The organism is Bacillus sp. YKCMOAS1 (genome assembly GCF_030268125.1).
GTDB lineage: Bacteria > Bacillota > Bacilli > Bacillales > Bacillaceae > Bacillus > Bacillus safensis.
This window is the reverse complement of the sequence record NZ_BSEI01000005.1, coordinates 135,565-155,607: the sequence shown is the minus strand read 5'-3', so window position 1 is coordinate 155,607 and position 20,043 is coordinate 135,565. Positions and strand designations below refer to the sequence as shown.

Annotated in this window: 21 protein-coding genes and 1 pseudogene; 10 read left to right on the top strand and 12 right to left on the bottom strand. The window is 41.0% G+C overall.

The genetic code is table 11. The features are described 5' to 3' along the window. Positions 1-16: 16 nt before the first annotated feature. Complete coding sequence (gene lepB, locus QSJ46_RS15715; protein WP_047202354.1) at positions 17-529, bottom strand: signal peptidase I; 513 nt, start codon at positions 527-529, stop codon at positions 17-19. Further along, positions 529-1,146, bottom strand: a complete 618-nt coding sequence (locus QSJ46_RS15710) for a TVP38/TMEM64 family protein (protein ID WP_024425492.1) — start codon at positions 1,144-1,146, stop codon at positions 529-531. The genes lepB and QSJ46_RS15710 overlap by 1 nt, the downstream gene beginning before the upstream one ends. Before the next feature lie 158 nt (positions 1,147-1,304). On the opposite strand from QSJ46_RS15710, the gene QSJ46_RS15705 reads away from it, so the two are divergent. After that, complete coding sequence (locus tag QSJ46_RS15705; RefSeq protein ID WP_285604975.1) at positions 1,305-1,673, top strand: YhjD family protein; 369 nt, start codon at positions 1,305-1,307, stop codon at positions 1,671-1,673. A gap of 62 nt (positions 1,674-1,735) precedes the next feature. Here the strand turns inward: QSJ46_RS15705 and QSJ46_RS15700 are convergent, their stop codons facing one another. From QSJ46_RS15700 to QSJ46_RS15690, 3 genes are all read right to left on the bottom strand, one after another. Next, entirely contained in the window at positions 1,736-2,692 is a 957-nt protein-coding gene (locus QSJ46_RS15700; protein ID WP_285604974.1) for an LCP family protein, read from the bottom strand. 179 nt (positions 2,693-2,871) lie between these two features. Beyond that, a complete protein-coding gene (locus tag QSJ46_RS15695) occupies positions 2,872-3,150 on the bottom strand; it encodes a barstar family protein (RefSeq protein ID WP_212040244.1) in 279 nt (92 codons plus the stop codon). A 65-nt stretch (positions 3,151-3,215) separates the two neighbouring features. Then, a complete protein-coding gene (locus QSJ46_RS15690) occupies positions 3,216-4,385 on the bottom strand; it encodes an MFS transporter (RefSeq protein ID WP_047202356.1) in 1,170 nt (389 codons plus the stop codon). Between the two features lie 145 nt (positions 4,386-4,530). On the opposite strand from QSJ46_RS15690, the gene pdxR reads away from it, so the two are divergent. Then, positions 4,531-5,970, top strand: a complete 1,440-nt coding sequence (gene pdxR / locus QSJ46_RS15685) for a MocR-like pyridoxine biosynthesis transcription factor PdxR (protein ID WP_107163836.1) — start codon at positions 4,531-4,533, stop codon at positions 5,968-5,970. Between the two features lie 31 nt (positions 5,971-6,001). Here the strand turns inward: pdxR and QSJ46_RS15680 are convergent, their stop codons facing one another. Together QSJ46_RS15680 and QSJ46_RS15675 are read right to left on the bottom strand one after the other, a co-directional pair. Continuing rightward, complete coding sequence (locus QSJ46_RS15680; RefSeq protein WP_039177626.1) at positions 6,002-6,484, bottom strand: hypothetical protein; 483 nt, start codon at positions 6,482-6,484, stop codon at positions 6,002-6,004. 324 nt (positions 6,485-6,808) lie between these two features. Further along, positions 6,809-7,387 carry a competence protein ComK gene (locus QSJ46_RS15675; protein WP_039177625.1) on the bottom strand — a complete coding sequence of 193 codons (579 nt, stop codon included), beginning with the start codon at positions 7,385-7,387 and terminating at the stop codon, positions 6,809-6,811. A gap of 289 nt (positions 7,388-7,676) precedes the next feature. Between QSJ46_RS15675 and QSJ46_RS15670 the strand changes: the two genes are divergently transcribed. Beyond that, positions 7,677-7,913: an IDEAL domain-containing protein gene (locus QSJ46_RS15670; RefSeq protein WP_008348804.1), complete on the top strand. Its 237-nt coding sequence runs from the start codon at positions 7,677-7,679 to the stop codon at positions 7,911-7,913. A 56-nt stretch (positions 7,914-7,969) separates the two neighbouring features. Here QSJ46_RS15670 and QSJ46_RS15665 read toward each other — a convergent pair whose 3' ends face one another. Continuing rightward, positions 7,970-8,830, bottom strand: a complete 861-nt coding sequence (locus tag QSJ46_RS15665) for an SDR family oxidoreductase (protein ID WP_024425480.1) — start codon at positions 8,828-8,830, stop codon at positions 7,970-7,972. A gap of 142 nt (positions 8,831-8,972) precedes the next feature. Here QSJ46_RS15665 and QSJ46_RS15660 point away from each other — a divergent pair, with 142 nt between their 5' ends. The 5 genes and pseudogenes from QSJ46_RS15660 to QSJ46_RS15645 all read left to right on the top strand — a co-directional run bounded on the left by QSJ46_RS15660 (position 8,973) and on the right by QSJ46_RS15645 (position 14,071). Next, entirely contained in the window at positions 8,973-10,505 is a 1,533-nt protein-coding gene (locus QSJ46_RS15660) for an FAD-dependent oxidoreductase (protein WP_285604973.1), read from the top strand. A gap of 91 nt (positions 10,506-10,596) precedes the next feature. Further along, positions 10,597-11,136: pseudogene (locus QSJ46_RS19655) on the top strand (protoglobin family protein); the annotation flags it as partial. 144 nt (positions 11,137-11,280) lie between these two features. Further along, positions 11,281-11,892, top strand: coding sequence for a methyl-accepting chemotaxis protein (locus tag QSJ46_RS19650; RefSeq protein WP_404841197.1), 612 nt, complete (start codon positions 11,281-11,283; stop codon positions 11,890-11,892). 61 nt (positions 11,893-11,953) lie between these two features. Continuing rightward, positions 11,954-12,538: a histidine phosphatase family protein gene (locus QSJ46_RS15650; protein WP_047202360.1), complete on the top strand. Its 585-nt coding sequence runs from the start codon at positions 11,954-11,956 to the stop codon at positions 12,536-12,538. A 387-nt stretch (positions 12,539-12,925) separates the two neighbouring features. After that, entirely contained in the window at positions 12,926-14,071 is a 1,146-nt protein-coding gene (locus QSJ46_RS15645; RefSeq protein WP_047202379.1) for a serine alkaline protease SapB, read from the top strand. A gap of 46 nt (positions 14,072-14,117) precedes the next feature. On the opposite strand, the gene QSJ46_RS15640 is transcribed toward QSJ46_RS15645, so the two are convergent. Beyond that, positions 14,118-15,401 carry a M48 family metallopeptidase gene (locus tag QSJ46_RS15640; RefSeq protein ID WP_285604972.1) on the bottom strand — a complete coding sequence of 428 codons (1,284 nt, stop codon included), beginning with the start codon at positions 15,399-15,401 and terminating at the stop codon, positions 14,118-14,120. A gap of 177 nt (positions 15,402-15,578) precedes the next feature. Between QSJ46_RS15640 and QSJ46_RS15635 the strand changes: the two genes are divergently transcribed. Continuing rightward, entirely contained in the window at positions 15,579-15,986 is a 408-nt protein-coding gene (locus QSJ46_RS15635) for a YhfM domain-containing protein (RefSeq protein WP_285604971.1), read from the top strand. A gap of 93 nt (positions 15,987-16,079) precedes the next feature. Here the strand turns inward: QSJ46_RS15635 and QSJ46_RS15630 are convergent, their stop codons facing one another. From QSJ46_RS15630 to QSJ46_RS15620, 3 genes are all read right to left on the bottom strand, one after another. Further along, positions 16,080-17,633: a fatty acid--CoA ligase family protein gene (locus QSJ46_RS15630; protein ID WP_285604970.1), complete on the bottom strand. Its 1,554-nt coding sequence runs from the start codon at positions 17,631-17,633 to the stop codon at positions 16,080-16,082. 172 nt (positions 17,634-17,805) lie between these two features. Then, a complete protein-coding gene (gene lplA, locus QSJ46_RS15625; RefSeq protein ID WP_144490884.1) occupies positions 17,806-18,795 on the bottom strand; it encodes a lipoate--protein ligase in 990 nt (329 codons plus the stop codon). Between the two features lie 2 nt (positions 18,796-18,797). After that, positions 18,798-19,541 carry an MBL fold metallo-hydrolase gene (locus QSJ46_RS15620; protein ID WP_047202380.1) on the bottom strand — a complete coding sequence of 248 codons (744 nt, stop codon included), beginning with the start codon at positions 19,539-19,541 and terminating at the stop codon, positions 18,798-18,800. Between the two features lie 156 nt (positions 19,542-19,697). Here QSJ46_RS15620 and yhfH point away from each other — a divergent pair, with 156 nt between their 5' ends. Next, positions 19,698-19,835: a protein YhfH gene (gene yhfH / locus QSJ46_RS15615; RefSeq protein ID WP_008359029.1), complete on the top strand. Its 138-nt coding sequence runs from the start codon at positions 19,698-19,700 to the stop codon at positions 19,833-19,835. Positions 19,836-20,043 lie beyond the last annotated feature (208 nt).

Here is a 20,043-nt window from a genome sequence, read left to right as displayed (position 1 = left end):
GCAGAGCGCCTCTTTTTTATTCATCCTGATTTCTTTTGACACCAACTACTTGATCTTTTGAAATCGTTCCAAAATGCCGGCTGTCAAAGCTATGTATTCGGTTATCTCCGATCACAAAGTAATGGTTTTTTTTGATTTTATCTTGTCCTGTGATGGCTTTCAGCTGAAAATCCCCTGTCAGGACATTCCCCATTTTATGTTTTTTCTGCTCTTTTAAATAGGGTTCTTTCCATTTTGCACCATCCACAAATAACTGATCATCGACATACTTGATCGATTCTCCCGGGAGCCCAATGACCCGTTTGATCAAAATTTGATTTTTTGGTCCGTGAAATAACACATAATCAAACCGGCTAATTTTCGTGAGTTTTGGCGAGAACTTGTTGATTAATAATTCTGTTCCATCTGTAAATGTGGGGTCCATACTAACCCCTTCTACTTTATACTTCACAAACATGAAATTCTTTACCTGGAACAATAAGACGATGCATGTAATAATCATCAACCATAACAATGGCTTCTTTTTCATTAAGAGCCTCCTTTGTCCTCACGCTTGCTCATTCTAATGTTCAACCTATTTTCTACTCTCTTTCCAACATACCATAATAAAACGATAACTAGAACCGCAAAAACACTTCTTAACGGATTCTTTACTAAGGCAGAAAGGTCATAACCAATAAAACTAATGATAAAGAGCATGACACACTTACCAGCTAAAGCAGCTAATGAAAATTGCCACATGCTAATTCTTGATAAGCCTGCGACCACATTGACGGCAGCAGAAGGTGTAAAAGGAAAGCAGAGTAAAATAAATAGCGGACCAAATCCCCGTTTCTCTACCCAAAGCATTAATTTCTTAATGGAAGGGTGTCTGCTAATAAAGTTCAGCATTCTCATCTGTCCAAATTTTCTGATCAGTAAAAAGACAAGAATAGAACCTGCACTTGCACCGATCCAGGTTAATAAGAATCCTTCCCAAAGGCCGAATGCATTTGCATTTGCCACCGCAAACGCCACGAGTGGTAAAAAAGGAAGAAATGCTTCAATCAGAGGAAGCAATATAGCAACAATTGGTCCAAAGGCCTTGTAGCTTTCAAAAAATGATGTGATATTTTCATGAGTAAATAGAGAAAGAAATGATGTCAACTTGTTTGACTCCTTCAAGGTTTGTCTACATTTCATTTTACATGGAAAACATAAAAATATACAAATAAATCCCACTCGCCCCCCCTTGAGATTGTTTGACTCATTCGATATAATAAACAAGAACATTTGTTCTATTTATAAAGAAAGCAGGCTTGAACATGACGAGACTATCAAGAGTACAGCTTCAAATGATGGAACAGGCCATCTTTCTTCCTATGGTCATCTCCATCCTCAATCGTGATCTGACACACTTAAAACAACATCAAACATTTAAACTAAATGAACCATACATTCAGCTTGTGACCTCTGTGTTAAAGGAAGCACAGAAAGCACTTTATGAACTGAAGCAGCATTTACGTAAAGAAAATATGAAAGTACAGCAAATTGAACACGATGAGGGATTTACAACGTATCTATTTATCATAAATGGCTATGAAGAAAAGCATAAATACTTTAATCCGCGTATACGTCACCGGGTAGAGGAACTGCTGACTCGGTATTTTCTCCCACAAACAAATGAACTATAGGCTGAAATGCGGCGCGTTACACATGCAAAAAAAGCCTGCCGCGACGGCAGGCTCCTACTTATTTATGATAATTCAAGCTGTTTTCTCAGCTCTGTTCTCACTTCATTTAATCCTGGTCCATCTAACTCAAAATAATACACATTCCCAGGCTGATAATCATGGCCCTTTAGCTGAATGGTATCTACTGATTTCAATGAGCTCAGTAATGGAAAAAGACCGATGAACTGTTTCATGGAAAGATTGGTTGAGACATTATCACCAAGCGTATCAATGATGTTGTCGTATGACGGGATCGAAGAAATCGATTTAGATTTTTCAAAGATGGCTTGAAGTGCTTCCATTTGGCGCTTTCCGCGCATGAGATCACTGTCTGCTTTTCTCGTTCTCACAAAGGCTAAAGCTTCTTCGCCATTCAGTCTATGAGTGCCTGCCTGCACTTGAACTTTTCCTTTTGAATCCTTTTCCATCTGTTTTACGATGCTTTCATCTTCAATCGTTACATTAATTCCGTTTAGCTCATCCACAATGTCTTGAAATGCCTTAAAGTTCCCTGAAATCACATAGTCTACAGGAATGTTCAACAAGTTTTCGACCGTTTTGACTGACAAATCTGCACTTCCAAACGCATGGGCGTGAGCAATTTTATCATATCCTCTTCCCGGTATATCCACATAAGAATCACGAGGAATACTGAGAAGCTTAATGGTTTTGTCTGTTCGGTTCACCGCCGCCAGTAAGACCGCATCACTTCTTGCTTCGTCTACCGTTTCACCTGGACGGCTGTCAATTCCAAGCAGCAGCACCGAAAAGCTGTCTTTTCCTGGATCAAACGCTTTCACACGCTTTTGCGAGGTGTCTCCTCTTTCTAATGATACTTGCGCCTTATTCGACGCTTTTGAAATTTTATAATATGCGTATCCAGTCACGGACACTGCCATCACCATGACAAATGCCATGATAAACAGCACGGCTTTTACCCAAGGTCTCAGTCTTCTTTTTGATCTTGTTTTTTCCTTCATCCTTTCCGAACCCTCACTCTATCTTAGTCTATCAATGTAGGTCCCACTATAACATATTTTGATGAAAGTTTCCTTCATACAACATATTTTTATGAATCCACAATCTTAAACATCAGACAGCTCACCTATTTACAAATCAAAATCAAAAAAACAGCCTGCGGCAGCGGCTGCTTTTTCCATCATGATTGAATATCAAATTGAAATTGTCCCTTCAGTTCTTCTTCTGCTTCTTGGAATAACTGACGCAAGCTCTCAGCATAATCGCCAAGAGCGTCTTTGCTCGTTTGAAAATTCACCCATGTCAGTTCTACTGGAAGAGGCACCTCTCCTGTTAAACAGTCCCAAAGGGCATCAAGGTTTTTCCCGTAATAATCAGGAAGGTGTAAAACTGTTTTTAGCTGATCGTGAAGCTCTTCTTGCGATCTGCACACTGCGCCGTCCAGCTGCACTTTTTTCATGTTCATCTTCCCCTCTCCTCTCTATATTTTAAACGAATTGGAGGAGAAAGAGAAAGATGGACACCTTACTTTTGTTTCTGTCTGACACCTGAGATGAATAAAATGAGGCAGGCAGCCAAAACGAGCAAGAAAAATAGGGTTAATACGAGTTGAGTACCGTAAATATCAGCGAAGAGGCCAACAAACACACTTGGAATACCAAGACCTAAATAAGCAAACAAGTAATAGCCTGCAACGGCTCTAGCCGCCTCTTTTTTCCCTCGCTCAACAATGAGCTGAAGTCCGCCTAAATAAGTAAATCCATAGCAGGCAGTACCCGCCAGCATCGTTCCGGCAAGCACAAGGAAGATAGATCCGCTGTTTGCACCGTATAGCAAGAGGCCATATCCGCATGGAAGACAGATAAACCCCAAAAGAAGCGCTGTGCTGCTATTCATCTTGCGCACAAAGGGCTGCATCAGGACACCTGCCATATTAATCAAAAAGAGAGCCGGTCCTACCCACAATTCATAACCATTTAATTTAAGCTGTGCTGGCAAAATTGAAATGACAAGGCCGCACACCGACCACGCGATAGCAATGGCTGCATTCGCCGGCATTGTTCCTTTTGGAAATCTTGGCATGTTCATCATCGGTTTACGTGAATCTCCTTGGACAGGCGGCACGAAAAAGAAGACACCCAAAATAGTTAAGAACAAAAAGGCCAGAACAATCCAATAGCTAAGCGGCGTGAGCGACACACGCTGAAAAGAAAGAAGTGCCGTAAAAAGAGCACCGCCCCCAAATCCAACCGAACTGCATAATGCAATAAAAGTTGGAATCCAGCTTGATTTCTCAGGATATAAAGCAATCAAATATGCGGTGCATGTTCCAACGCTAAGACCAAGACCGACACCTTGCAGCAGCCGGGCAGCAAAAAGCATCTGTATGGAAGGATGTACAATCATCAACAAGGTGGCACATAACGAAAAGCTAAGCGCAACCAATAAAATCGGTTTGCGTCCAGCCCGGTCAGAAATGCCGCCAAGAAAAAGCAAAACTGGAATGAGTCCGAAGACATACGCAGCAAATACAAGTGCTGTTGCCGCCTTTCCGTACCCTGCTTGTTCTGCATACGCCGTATAAAGGGGCACTTGCAGATTCACAGCAATCGTAATCATAAAAAGACCAAGTAAAACGAAAATAAACGGGATGATGGATAAGTGTGCCGTTTCTTCTTTGGATGCTGGGATCATTTGACTCTCTCCTCTATATCATTACATATGAGAACAGTGTACACACCATTTGGCTTACTTCCTACATCCAAAAACAGCACTATTGACCAGTCCATAATTCCGTGTCATCATCATCTTATGTTGTGAAAACGAGAGAAGGTGCACGATGTATATTCATTTAGACCGTTCAAGCGCTACCCCGCTCTGGCAGCAAATCGTGAATGAGATCATTCAAAAAATTCATTCACAAAAACTGCATCCTGACGATCAGTTAACACCGACAAGAGTGCTCGCACAGGAGCTTAATGTATCAAGATCAACCGTCCAGCTTGCCTACGATGAGCTGCTGGCAAGAGGCTACGTCAGCACATCTAGAAGAGGCGGTACAAGGGTCATTTCAAGTGATCAATATACAGCTTCCCCTCCCCATCAAAGTGAACCGCCTTTCTCACCTCCGATAAGACCTCACTTTGAAGAAGCTGAAAAACAAATGGATCATTGGCTATCAGCCAATCAATTTCATGAGAAGCTCGATATTGATTTTCGTCATCAGGAACCGGCGATCGATGACCACTTTCAAAACATATGGAAACGCTCGCTCATGAAAGCATTACAGCGATTAGACATGAAGAATTGGGGCTATTCCTCCCCGCATGGATTATGGGAAGTGCGTTCAGAAATACGCCAATATTTATCTGTTGAGCGCGGGATTGAAGTAGAAGAAGATCAAATGGTGTTAACAGGTGGCACTCAGCAAGCCATTGATTTGATTTCACAGGTATTGCTTAAAAAAGGGGATACAGTAGCTGTTGAAGATCCAGGTTTCCCTGGGGCAAGGCTGTCGTTTATGCATCGCGAAATGAACATTCACCCCGCACCAGTTGATGAAGAAGGAATGGTGGTGAATACTTTGCCCCACCGAACAAAACTGATTGCTGTGACGCCCTCCCATCAGCGTCCAACTGGTGTATGTATGAGTGTAAACAGAAGGCAGCAGCTGCTAAAGTTTGCTGTCAGCCATCAGTCTTATATATTAGAGGATGATTTTGATGGAGATTATCGTTACCATGGCGGGCCGCTCCCTTCCCTATTTTCAGAAGCACCCGAGCATGTGATTTACATCTTAAGCTTCTCAAAGGTGCTGGCGCCTGGCATCCGGCTTGCTGCCATTATCGGCTCCAAAGCAATCATAAAAGAAATTGCCGTACTGCAATCACTCATTCAAAGACAGCTGCCCATTATGGAACAAATCACACTCGCTTCTTTTTTCAAAGAAGGAGAATTCACGCGGTATGTCAGGCGAATGAGACAGCTGTATAAAAAAAGACAGGCAGCCATGATGGAAGCCCTTCTCGCACATCACTTTGACAAACACTTCCGTATCTATGGAACCGATACGGGCCTTCATGTCTTTTTAGAAGGAGCGCCAGACTTTGATGAAAAAGGAAGCATTGAAGTAGCAAAAGCAGCTGGCGTTGGCATTTATCCACTAAGTCCTTATTGTTTTGAAAGCAATCGAAAAGGATTACTGCTAGGATTCGCCTGTACAGACGAAAGCATGATTCAAGAGGGCGTTCGCCGTTTAAAGAAAATACTTCACATCTAAAAAAGCCTGGAAGTAAACCTTCCAAGCCTTTTTAGGATGATTGCTGAATCTGACCTACTTCTTCAATAAATGCGGCTGTCTGCTGCAAGCCATCCTGAAAATGATGGGTAGCGGATATAAACAGCTTTTCTTGATCGGGATGCTTCAAGAGCTTCTCCACCTTACTAACCCCTTTTTCAAATGAAGCAAGGCCTGTCTTTAATTGTTGATCGGCCTTTTGATAAGCGGCTGGAACTTCTTGATGATCAAGCCCTTTTTGAATCACACGATCAAATGCTTTCGTCGCTTCTGTCAATTTTTTATTTGTTTGAATTTTTCCATGTCCATCTGAGATAAACTGATCGGTCATCTTTTCATATGATTCATTTAACTCATCCATATAAGATTGAACCCATTGTTCATAAGCAGCTTCTTTTGCGTCTTGTTTTGAAGGCGATTGACCTGCTTGCTGACAGGCTGCTAGTAATGTCACTGTTAGGATAAATAGCAGCACCAAATGTGATTGTTTTTTCATACAGAGCCTCCATTTCTTCATCCCACTCGTTCATATCGGTCAAATATAAGCATCCTTTACTACATAAAAATACTTCGCAAGAATTGATTTCTTTTATTGTAACAGACAAGCTCGTGTCACTTCTGTGATTTATGAGTAAATGGATGAAAATACGTCTAAGGATTCACATTTCCCTGTCATTTCCCAATACAACCAATAGACGACGAGACATACGTATTTGGTTTCAATGAATTCATCTTTATGATGTATGCCCCCCCCTTTTCGCATTGCATAAAGTCCATATGAGATAAGAGGTCCAGCGGCTGCTCTGCCGCTGGCTTTTGATTAATATCTGTTACGAAGCTCCCTTAATATAAAATCGTATACGAGATTGAGCTGCTGTTCCTTTGGATACAGCATAAATTCTTGTTTCTTAGGAAGACCTCCATCAAGACGATCTTGAAATTTCGTTCGGAGATATGCTGTTCGGTGCACCTGACTCTCAAATGATTTATATGAGACATCAAGTTTGATGGTTTGCTCATTTGTAAAGGTGACCACCGTGTCTCCGAGGGATGATTCCTGGAAGGTATGAATGTATTTGTGGGAGATCCAGCCGCACTGAGGACGGTTGGATGAATAGGTTGGGAAGAAATACAGATGATTGGATGAGTCAATTACAATTGGAGGCTTATGAGAAATTCCTGTTACTTCGTATGTTCCCGCCTTTCTGCCTGCATAGCTTGAGCCGAAGAATCTGCAGCTGCGTTCAATAATTTGCAGGGGCTTTAATTCAACGTAAAAGCTTGTCTCTCTTTCGATGACTTTTGAATATACTCTTTTTCCTTCTTCAACTGAAAGGACCGCCATTGTTGTTTGATTAATGACGTATGAATCTAAAGGTGTTTCACTAATTCCTGACACTTCATTTCCTCCTGTGTTAATATTTGGTTATTTAAGATACTATTAATCTATCACCAACATATAAGAAACGACAGGATTTTTTCAAAATTTATTAAAAATCATCTTTTTATCATATTTTTTAGTCCATTCGATCTATCGAAAAGCTTTTTTTAAAGATATATCACATTATGTCGATTGGACAAGTGATGTCGATTCTGCTCAAAAATAAATTGTCTAAAAATTATAAATTCTTGTTGATTTTTTCTCCGCCAATCCATATACTATAAAAAAGGCATCGGGGGGATTCTTTATGAAAGAGAAAAAAACGTATGCTGAGCTCATGAAGTCCCGCAACACCCAAAAAACCGAAGAAAACGGCGTCACCATTTTAGACATCTATATTCAAATGGTTTTAGATGAGGCGCTTTATAAACAGCGCTTAACCTTCCTAAGAGAAGAGATTGATAAGGCTCTGGATCAGCGTGATGAAAAGCGATTCAATGACTTGTCAGCTCAATATGCAGAACACTGCTTACATCAATCATGATGATTTTACTTGCGGCAGAGAGACAGCAACTTGTCTCTTTACCGCAAGTTTTTTGTTTATCCATTTAAAATGGTTCCACCATTCACATGGAGCATTTGTCCATTCATATAAGATGAGTCTTCACTTGCTAAAAACAAATAACTCGGTGCAAGCTCTACTGGCTCACCAGGACGCTCCATTGGGACATCCCCGCCAAATTCAGAGACTTCTTTTTCCGTAAAGGTTGATGGAATCAGCGGTGTCCAAATAGGACCCGGTGCTACCCCATTCACTCTAATCCCTTGTTTAATGAGCGATAAGGATAATGATCTCGTAAATGTCACGACCGCCCCTTTTGTAGATGAATAATCGATCAATGTTTCATGCCCTTTATAGGCGGTGACAGATGCTGTATTAATAATACTGCTTCCTTTTTTTAAATGAGGAAGAACAGCCTTTGTTAAATAAAACATGGCAAAAATATTCGTTTGAAACGTCCGAAGAAGCTGATGTGAGGTAATTTGCTCAATGCTTTTTTGCGGATGCTGTTCCCCGGCGTTATTCACCAAAATATCAATGGAACCAAACGCATCTTTTGTTTTTTTGACGACCTCATTTGAAAAAGCCTCATCCCCTAAATCACCTGCAATTAAGATGACACGGCCTCCCGCTTTCTCAATATAGTCCTTCGTCTCTTCGGCATCGCGATGTTCACTTAAGTATACAATGGCGACATTGGCACCTTCCTTCGCAAATAAGACAGAGACTGCTCTACCGATCCCGCTGTCTCCACCTGTCACAATGGCTGTTTTTCCTGCTAACTTTTTGTCCTGCACCTCACGATCAAAGACAGGTCTAGGGTTCATTTTATATTCAAGACCAGGACGTTCATTTTGGTGCTGAGGCGGCAATGTTTTCTTCGGCTGCTTTGTTGACACGTTAGTCCACTCCTTCCTTTTATCTTGTTTATTTTTATGTGCTGGCTCCTTTTTTATGTATGACGCCCTTGTTTCATTACAGATGTATGATTTTCATCATTGTGGAAAAATTATACACAACAAGTCAAGTGGAGGCGACAACATGGAACAAGAACATAAAGGAATGGAAGAGGCAAAATCGTTATGGCTGGCGGACAGCCGGAAACATTCTTTTCCCGCTGTCAGTGAAGATCTCACAGCAGAAGTGATCATTGTCGGCGGCGGTATTACCGGTATCGCTGCGGCGTTTGAAATGACAGAGCGAGGATTAGATGTGATCATCATTGATGCCGATCAATTGCTGCAAGGCACGACCGGACACACAACGGCTAAAATCACTTCACAGCATGATGTGTACTATCATGAGCTGATACAGCAGATTGGCATGCCAAAAGCACGTTTGTATGTAGAAGCAAACGAGAAAGCAAAAGACCTCATCCAAGCTCGTATCAAAGAGTACGACATCAATTGTCAGCTAGAGATAAAAGATGCGTACCTTTATACAAAGGAAGAAAGCGGAGTAAAAAAGTTAAAGAAGGAATTAGATGCCTACAAACAGCTTGGTATTGACCGGGAATGGAAAACAACGCTTCCTTTTGACGCTGACATCAAAGCAGCCCTTGGAATGACGAAGCAGGCACAGTTTCATCCCCTTCATTATCTCAATGCGCTAATTGACAAGCTCCTCAAGCGAGGTGTACGTATCTTTGAACAAACAACCGCTGTTGATGTAAAAGAAGGAAACAGGCCTGCTGTCGTCACAAAAAACGGACATCATCTGACAGGGCGCTACATCATTTCATGCTCACACTTTCCTTTTTATGATGGGAAAGGACTTTACTTCACCCGAATTCATCCAGAACAATCCTATGTTGTAGCAGCCAAAACGACAAAACCTCTCCCAGACGGGATGTACCTCGGAATTGATCAGCCTGCTCACTCTTTAAGAACGGCAGAATGGCACGGCGAGGAAGTTGTCCTCATCGGAGGAGAAGGTCATAAAACAGGACAAGGCGGAGATGAATCCGCTCACTATGAAGGACTAGAAACGTTTGGAGACGCCACCCTTGGAATTGAAGAAGTGCTGTATCGCTGGTCGACACACGATATGGTCACAATGGATCAATTCCCTTACATTGGCCGCCTGACCAAACACCACCAGAATATCTTTGTAGCGACTGGCTTTAGAAAATGGGGCATGACCACAAGCCACGTGGCTGCTACTCTTATCGGTGATTTAATTGAAGGAAAATCGAATCCATACGAATCAATTTTTACGCCATCAAGACCTGTTACTAACTCTTTCGTAAAAGATTTCGTAAAAGAAAATACCAATGTCGCTGCCAAGCTGATCAGTGGTAAATTCAAACAAACTGATCAAACAATCGATGATTTACAACCAGGCGAGGGCGGCATTATCTCGTATGAACATAAAAAGTGCGGCGCCTATAAATCAGAGGATGGGAATGTTTTTCTTGTCGATACCACGTGTACTCACCTAGGCTGCGAAGTCGCTTGGAATAATAGTGACCGCACTTGGGATTGCCCGTGTCACGGTTCACGTTTTTCTATTACTGGAGAAGTAGTAGAAGGCCCTGCTAAAAAACCACTAAAAAGGTCATATGCAGAACAGTAAAATTTCACTCGTTCCCCTTTAAAAAATCCAAAATTATCCGATAAAAAACATAAAGTCTGATATTTGTGATGATTATGGGGGGACAAACACATTGTTATTTAAAAAAGAATCGAAAAGAAAAAACACTGCTTTTTTCACAGAGCAGGATGATGGGATAAAACGAATCAATTTCTCGAACAATACGGACATTGCTAAACAAATCAAAATGATCGACCTGACGCAGCATGACCTATTGATATTAAAGCAACTCAATTCAATTGTTCAGGATGATATTGCACATATCGTTGATAAATTTTATAAAAATTTAGAAGTCGAGTCTTCCTTGATGCATATCATTCAAGACAATAGTTCTGTCGACCGTTTGAAAAAAACACTCCGCATTCATATTAGCGAAATGTTTGCAGGTGTGATTGACGAAACCTATGTAGCAAAACGCATTAAAATTGCGCAAGTTCATTTACGGATTGGACTCCAGCCTAAATGGTACATGGCCGCATTCCAAGACCTTCTGCTATCAATTATGGATTTATTCGCTAACCATATCCAAGATTTCAAAGAATATCAGACAGCAGTCAAAGCGACAACGAAAATTTTAAATTTAGAGCAGCAGCTTGTCCTAGATACATTCCAAAACGAATATTCTAAAATTCGTGATGAAGCAGAAGAGCAGCAGCAGGAGCTTCATACAAAAATCACGGAAACGTCAAATTCGCTTGCTTCGCTCTTCTCAAACACAACAAGTGCAGTTGACAAGCTTGTCTCAAAATCGGATGAGATGGCGGACATGTCACAAGCTGGAACACAAATTTCAGCACAGGTCGAAGAAAAATCAATCGGCGGTAAAAAAGAATTAGAAATTCAGCAAACACAAATGAATCAAATTGATGGCAGTATGACAAAGATTGAAACAGAAATTAAGCGCCTTGAAGAAATCGCTAAACAAATTGAACAAATCTTTGGGATTGTCACAGGCATTGCAGAGCAGACGAACTTGTTATCCTTAAATGCCTCAATCGAATCTGCACGAGCAGGTGAACATGGAAAAGGCTTTGCTGTCGTTGCAAACGAGGTGCGCAAATTATCAGAGGACACAAAGAAAACGGTTTCAACTGTATCTGAACTCGTTAACAATACCAATTCACAAATCGCCATAGTGTCTCAGCATATTGCGGACGTGAATTTACTTGTGACAGACAGTAAAGAAAAAATGACACAAATCAATTCACTCTTTGATGATATCGTCAGCAGCATGAACTTAAGCAAAAACCAAAACGGAAAAATTGAAATTGATCTTCAGACCTTCCTTAACGAATTGAAGGAAGTCAAACAAACAGTGTCTCAAGTCGCAAGCTCCGTCGAATCCTTAACTAGCCTGACAAATCGCTAATACAGCCTTTTTTCTTCTGCTTTAGTATAATAGAAGAAAAGATAGAAAAGGCGGGATTTGATTGACAACAATTTGCCTAGTCAGACACGGGGAAACAGATTGGAATGCAGCGAAACGAATTCAAGGACGAACAGATATCCCTTTAAACGACACAGGTAAATGGCAGGCTGAACAAACTGGACTTTACTTAAAGGATGTCCATTGGGATGTTGTCATTTCCAGTCCACTCATAAGGGCAAAAGAAACGGCACACTTGATTTTAAATCATGTCCATGCCCCACTTGTCATCATGGATGATTTCATTGAACGAGATTACGGTGACGCTGAAGGCATGTCGTTTGAGGAACGTCAAAAGCTGTTTCCAGATAAACAGTATCCAAATATGGAACCACTAGAGACGATTCAAAACCGAATGTTAGAAGGAATTGAGAAAGTCAGAGCAGCCTATCCAGATCAACATGTGTTGATCGTGGCTCACGGTGCTGCTATCCATGCTTTACTCACCACTTTGGCTGATGAACATATGGGTCTACAGAACACGAGACTTGTCAATGCTTGCTTAAATTATGTGGAATGGTCAGATGGTAAATGGAAGGTTCGTGATTATAATGTGGTCAGCCATTTAACTCAATCTACCCCTTCTTAAAGAGCCTGTTATCTTAGCAGGTTCTTTTTTATGACAAAAACAATGATAAAATAATATTTTTTTATATCGAAATTCGAAATAGATGCTAGACGATTCTACCTATTTTATGGCTTTTCGGGTATCGAATATTTAACTAGAAATGGATCATGAGAAAAAAAGCATACTCCCTTTTTAATAGATCATCGCTGAAATGATAGAATAAACATATTTTACCACCAGTTCCAAGTGACTTAATTCCCCAATTTTCGCTAGGACTTTCACAAAAATTCGGGTCTACTCTTATTTGCCTACTTCCCTTAAACTGAATATACAGAATAATCAAACGGATCATTCTATTAGACTACGGATGATTATTCTGAAATAAGAAAAAAGGGATGTGGAATGTGCGTGAAAAAGAAAAATGTGATGACAAGTGTTTTATTGGCTGTCCCTCTTCTGTTTTCAGCAGGGTTTGGAGGCTCCATGGCAAATGCCGAGACGGTCTCCAAGACAGATAGTGAAAAAAGCTATATTGTTGGTTTTAAAGCCTCTGCCACCACAAACAGCTCTAAAAAACAAGCTGTCATTCAAAATGGTGGAAAACTAGAAAAACAATACCGCCTCATTAATGCTGCACAAGTGAAAATGTCCGAACAAGCCGCCAAAAAACTTGAACATGACCCTAGCATTGCTTACGTAGAAGAAGACCATAAAGCAGAAGCATATGCACAAACCGTCCCTTATGGAATCCCTCAAATCAAAGCTCCAGCTGTACACGCTCAAGGTTATAAAGGTGCTAATGTCAAAGTAGCTGTCCTTGATACTGGAATCCACGCTGCACACCCTGACTTAAATGTTGCAGGCGGTGCGAGCTTCGTCCCTTCAGAGCCAAATGCCACCCAAGACTTTCAATCACACGGAACTCACGTAGCTGGAACCATTGCTGCCCTTGATAACACAATTGGTGTACTCGGGGTCGCTCCAAGCGCTTCCCTATATGCTGTAAAAGTATTAGACCGTTATGGCGACGGACAATACAGCTGGATTATTAGCGGTATTGAATGGGCTGTTGCCAATAACATGGATGTCATCAATATGAGCTTAGGCGGACCAAGCGGTTCAACTGCGCTTAAAAATGCCGTCGATACAGCGAATAACCGTGGAGTCGTTGTTGTGGCAGCCGCAGGTAATTCTGGCTCTAGCGGCTCTAGCAGTACAGTTGGCTATCCAGCAAAATACGATTCTACAATTGCTGTTGCCAATGTAAACAGTAACAATGTCAGAAACTCATCTTCTAGCGCAGGTCCTGAATTAGATGTTTCTGCACCTGGTACTTCTATTTTAAGTACAGTGCCAAGCAGTGGATACACTTCTTATACTGGAACATCTATGGCGTCTCCTCATGTAGCAGGAGCAGCAGCGCTTATCCTTTCTAAAAACCCGAACCTAACAAATTCACAGGTTCGCCAGCGCTTAGAAAATACAGCGACACCGCTTGGTGACTCATTCTATTATGGAAAAGGGTTAATCAACGTTCAAGCGGCTTCGAACTAACCAAGTGTGATAAAAAAATCCGGCTGATCTAGCCGGATTTTATTTATTACTGCTTTTTAGGCGGCTTCTCTTTTTCCGCCGCTTTTTCCATATCCATGATTCTCTCCATCATGGTTGGGTGTCCATAACGGAAAATCTTCACTAGAAATGGTGGATTCACCTGGGACAATCCTGATTTTGCAAGCTTTTGAAAAGACGTTACGCCCGCCTCCCCGTCTTTTGTCATGTTCACCGCATATTCATCGGCTGCCCGTTCTTGATGCCTTGACACTGCATTTGTAAAAGGTGAAGCTGCAAATGACAGCATCGATACGATGATTAAAAGAAGCGGAAGAGCAGCAATGTCGTGTGACACCTTCAGACGAAATGTGGCTGCCCCTTTTTGATAAAGATAAAAATAAAGACGATCGATCGCAAATAATCCGGCCAATGACAGCACTAAATATCCTGCTAATCCAATATAAACATGTTTCATGACGTAATGTCCCATTTCATGCGCCATGATAAATAAAATTTCGCGGTCTTTCAGCTTTTGCAGTGTTGTGTCCCATAAGACAATACGCTTATTTTCACCAATTCCTGTGACATAAGCGTTCATCGTGTTCGTTTTCTCAGACATATTGACCTCATACACATGATCTGCCGGAATATGCGCTTTGTCTGCAAGCGTTAATATCTTCTTCTCAAGCGCTTGATCCTTTAGCGGATAAAAATTGTTATATAACGGATCAATGACGACCGGCTGTATAAAGAAGAGAAACAGCGTAACTGGGACTGTCAAACACCACGCATACAGCCACCAGCGTTTTCTTCTCTTTTGAATCAGCCAAAAAAACACAATTGCACAAAGGGCAAGGAGCGGATATTGAATCCAAAAATCCAGTGTTTGATCTTTCAACCAGCTTGCCGTACTTTGTGCAGATACTCCGTAGTGCAAAGACAGCTGATAGCCAATCCACTTAATTGGGAATGAAATGAGCATTGTTAGAAGCGACAGCACAAACACGTACACAAGTTTGCTTAAAAACGTGAAACGAGCTGCTGCCAGGCTCCAGTCTGCTATTTTCCGTGAAAACCCTGAAATGAGCACAAGGAAAAAGACATACCAATCTAATGGGATGGTTATGAAATACATCAGGTTCCGTATGTTCGAGAAATTTTCGCTGATCGCAAGCTCATGACTTGTCATAAAAGTATGCGGATCTGCACTTGTCCCTTTTACACTTTCAGGTACCGATGAATCCCCCAATAGAAACAAATATGAATAAATAAAAAGACCGTACAATATGTATGCTACCGTTGCAAGAGCTACCCATTTACGTACTCGCACAGGTCAGCCTCCTTTCCATTCCTCTCTCTATTCTAATCACTCTTTTTTTCGTTTAGAACCTGTCTCATGTGGCTCCATCATAGCATGCCCCATCTGAAAAAGCTTTCGCGAAAAAAATGATTATGCGACTCAAAAATCGGAGAAGCTACATGTATAACAGTGAGTTGGAGGATCAAAATGAAGAAAATCCTTGCAGGTGTTGTGATTTTGGGACTATTATTCATCACCTTCTTTTATGTGTTTAGCCGGACGAGCGAAATCTTTGATGAGAATCGAGCAGAAAAATTGCTGCTCTCGCCAGCGAATGAATCCATCTCGTATGAAATAGATGATAAGGACACAGCAGAAGATTTAATTGAAGAATTAAATAAAGGCAGACAAACAAGTAATCATCCCAAAAAAAATTTAAAAAAGCCCGATTATATCGCCAAAGTGATGTTCGGACGAACAAACGGCACCACCTTTCAGCTTTGGACCGACCGATCACAAGTCGTTTTTTTGGTTGATGGAACGTTTTATGAACTCAATCAAAAACAGTCGAAATCTTTTCAGAAACAGTTAAAAGAAGCCATTCAAAAGAGCTAAAATGATCTTTTTAGCCCTTTGTCTTCTTTCGGCGTGAGATGCGAAGATTTGTCTACATGCTAAGGGAGCCTCCTCATCAGAGACTCCCTTTTTTTATTTACTTTCTTCTGCTTGATACTTTTCCTTTAACGCTCTTCTTAAAATTTTACCTGTTGTATTTTTAGGAATATCATCTATGAAATGGATCGTTTGGGGCTGCTTATATTTCGCTAAATAGCGTGAACAATGTGTAATGATGTCTTCTTGATTGATGTGAGCATGTTTCTTAGGGGAAATGTAACAGACGACTGCCTCTCCTGTGTTTGGGTCTGGCACACCGATGACAACGGCTTCTGCTACAGCTTCATGTTGATAAAGTACTTCTTCTACTTCTCTTGGATACACATTATAACCGCCAACAAGAATCATATCCTTTTTCCGGTCGACAATATAAATATATCCTTCTTCATCTCTTCTTGCCAAATCGCCAGTATACAGCCAGCCGTCTCTTAGTGCAGCTTCCGTATCTTCTGGCATTTGATAATAGCCTTTCATGATGTTTGGCCCTTTTGCTATCAGCTCTCCGACTTCATTTGGACCGACTTCTTCTCCTAGTTCATTCACTATTTTATTCTTCACATTCATAATGTCAGTCCCGACAGAACCTGGTTTTCTTTTTCCGTCAAGCGGATTAAATGCAGTCACTGGTGATGCCTCTGATAATCCATAACCCTCAAGGACCGTAACACCGAACTTTTTCTCAAAGCCATGAAGTAAGGCAACAGGCATGGAGGCACCGCCTGATATACAGATCCTCACAGATGCCATCGCTTTATCATGCCCCTCCTGGCGGTACAAATAGTTATACATGGTGGGCACACCAACAAATAGCGTTGGCTTCTCTTTTTCCATCATGCGCAAAAGCTCTGATGGGCTGAAGTGCGGCAAGACATAAATCGTCGCACCATGAATCAACGGCGCATTCATACAGACTGTTAAACAAAATACATGGAACATTGGCAAAGCGGCAATGACCTTGTCCTTTTTATCAATCGATAAATACTCAGCGACATCTCTGGCATTTGAATAAAGGTTGAAATGAGTCAGCATTGCACCTTTTGGTTTTCCTGTCGTGCCAGATGTAAATAAAATAACAGCGGTATCATCTGGCTGAATGGAAGGATGTACATTCTCATTCGCAGCACCTGACACAAGCTTTCCAAAGAAAACAAGCCGATCAGATACTTCCTTGAAGCTTGATCTGCACGCCGATTCATTTTCTGCACAAATAATGACTTTTTCAATGGACGGAAGCTGCTCATACACCTGCTCGTACACTGGCAGAAGCTGTTCAGGCGCCACAATACCTTTTACATCGCCTGTGATGAGCATATACCCAATTTCACTAGGTGTGTATGTTGGGTTAATAGGTACTACGACAAGTCCTGCCTTTAATGCGCCAAAAAAAGAAATGACAAAATGCGGTGAATTTCCTAAAATAAGCGCGATATGATCCCCAGCTTGAAACCCTTCGTTGACTAATCCATCTGCAAAACGCTCGATACTTGTCATCAGCTCTCGATAGGTCCACTTCTTTCCTTCATAGATCAGTGCGATATTTTCTCCCTTCGTCATCGCCGTCTGCTGAAGATTTTTGATCAAATCCATTCTCCCACCCCTTACATGTCATCAATGAATGAATGACCATTCATTTTATGGCCGAACATTCCTCCTTTCTATTATAATAGACAATCGAAAAAATCCACAAGATCAAATGTAAATCGCTTTCATTTCCTTCAATCAAAAAAGCACCGCTATCTCTAGCCGTGCTTTCACGCAATTAATAAATCAAATCAAGAAAATCCTCTTTTGATACATTGCCGAAATAGTGGCGCATATCCATATCTTCTAAGACGTCACTGATCGTTTTACGATCATATTGCTGTCCAATGAGCCGCTTCTCAATATCGGCAATATCCCCTACGCCAAAGAAATCACCAAAGATTTTGCAATCCTGGATCATCCCTTTTTTCACTTCTAATCGCAAGTCAATGGAGCCTGCAGAGAATCTCTTAGAATGCTGTAAATTAAATTTCGGTGAACGGCCATAGTTCCATTCCCATTTTTGATAGCGATCTCGGGAAATTTCGTGAATCTTTTCCCAATCCTTTTCGGTCAGGCGATATTGAGGCACGTCCCCATTTGTATCAAAAATGTAGCTTAAAAGAATTTTTCTAAACTCTTCTGTTGTCATTTTTTGATCCATCAGTTCACTGATATTGGCAACCCTGCTTCTAATCGATTTGATGCCTTTTGATTCTATCTTTTCTTTTTTCACATTTAAAGCCGAAACGACATGTTCAATTTCTGAATCAAATAGCAGCGTGCCATGGCTGAAAATACGTCCTCTTGTTGCGAACTGAGCATTTCCAGAAATTTTACGTCCATCTGCCATGATGTCATTTCTGCCGCTCAATTCAGCTTTAACACCTAGCTTTTCAAGCGCTTTGATGACTGGTTCTGTGAACTTTTTGAAGTTATGGAAGCTGTCCCCATCATCTTTGGTAATAAAGCTGAAGTTTAAGTTTCCTTTGTCATGGTAAACTGCACCACCGCCGGATAAGCGGCGCACGACTTTGATTCCGTTGTCTTCCACGTACTTCGTGTTGATTTCTTCTATTGTATTTTGGTTCTTTCCAATAATGATTGACGGCTGATTGATGTAAAACAGCAAATACGTTTCTTCTGGATCTAAATATTTTAAGCAATATTCTTCAATTGCCAAGTTAATCATTGGATCATAATGTTGTTCGTTATCGATAAACAGCATCTCTATCTTCCTTCCTTGTTCCATCTAAGCCCTGAATGGGCAAGCTGTATATTGCCAGTATATAACGCCTGTGCTTCATTGACTAGGTCTTTATGACGGCCAAAATGAGGCAGATGGGTGATGATGAGTTCCCCAACATTTGCTTCCTTTGCAATCTTCCCTACCTCTGTACTGTTCATATGTCCAGCACCTGATCCATCCTGTCCAGCATAAAAATTGCTTTCGGCTATGAGCAGATCTGCCCCCTTGCTAAATGGAATAAATGCCTCCTGATAGCTTGAGTCTGCTGTATACACGACCACAGCATCCTCTGCCTGAATTCTCATAGCATAGCATTCTGCTGGATGAACCGTTTTCAAAAAATCAATTTGAAATGGTCCAAGTTGAATCCCTTCTTCTGGCTGATAAGGCTTTGCCTTTGTATGTACATCATCAGAAAGCCGTCCAAACGCTTCTTGATCACCAGTATGTCCATAGATTGGAAGCGGGCCGCTGCTTTTTCCTAAATGATATCCCACTAGCTTCGCATATTGGAGTGGTCCGATATCTGCAATATGATCGTGGTGATAATGAGAAAGGAGAACAGCATCTAGTTCTTCTATATCAATGTATTGCTGAAGCTTTGAAAGAACACCGCTTCCGCAGTCTACAAGAAGACGAAAACCGTTTGATTCAAAAAGGTAGCCTGATGTCGCTTCACCTGCTGCCGGAAACCCTCCATAGCATCCAATTACGGTTAATTTCATCGTCATTTTTCCCTCCTTTTCTAAAAATCCCCTTCTTACAATATACCCATTTTTCACGAAAAAAGCATTCTTCTTGCCTATTGTTACAAAACAGATTGACAATTATTAATCTGTTATAATACAATGATAGCAACAAAACGTATTGGAGGATGACAAATGCTAGGAAAAATCACAGAGTTTTTTAGAAATTTGCCCTCAAAGAAATGCACAAAATGTGGAAATGATTTAATGGAACAGCACGAGTGTTACGGTAATGAATGTGAGGAATGCTCACAAGTAAGTTATCTTAAATAAGGAAATAAATTGAATAAAAAAGCACTTTTTCCCTCCTCCGTCAGTTGGAGTCAAAAGTGCTTTTTATTTTTTCTGAAAAATAGGTAAAAAGGTAAAACCCTTGTCACAAAAGGGGTTTTTAGTATTTTTATATGATGAGTTTTAGTTCTGAAGACACTTTTTATTGACTAAAAACAATGAAGGAGGTCCTAAATGTCTATTTTTTCTA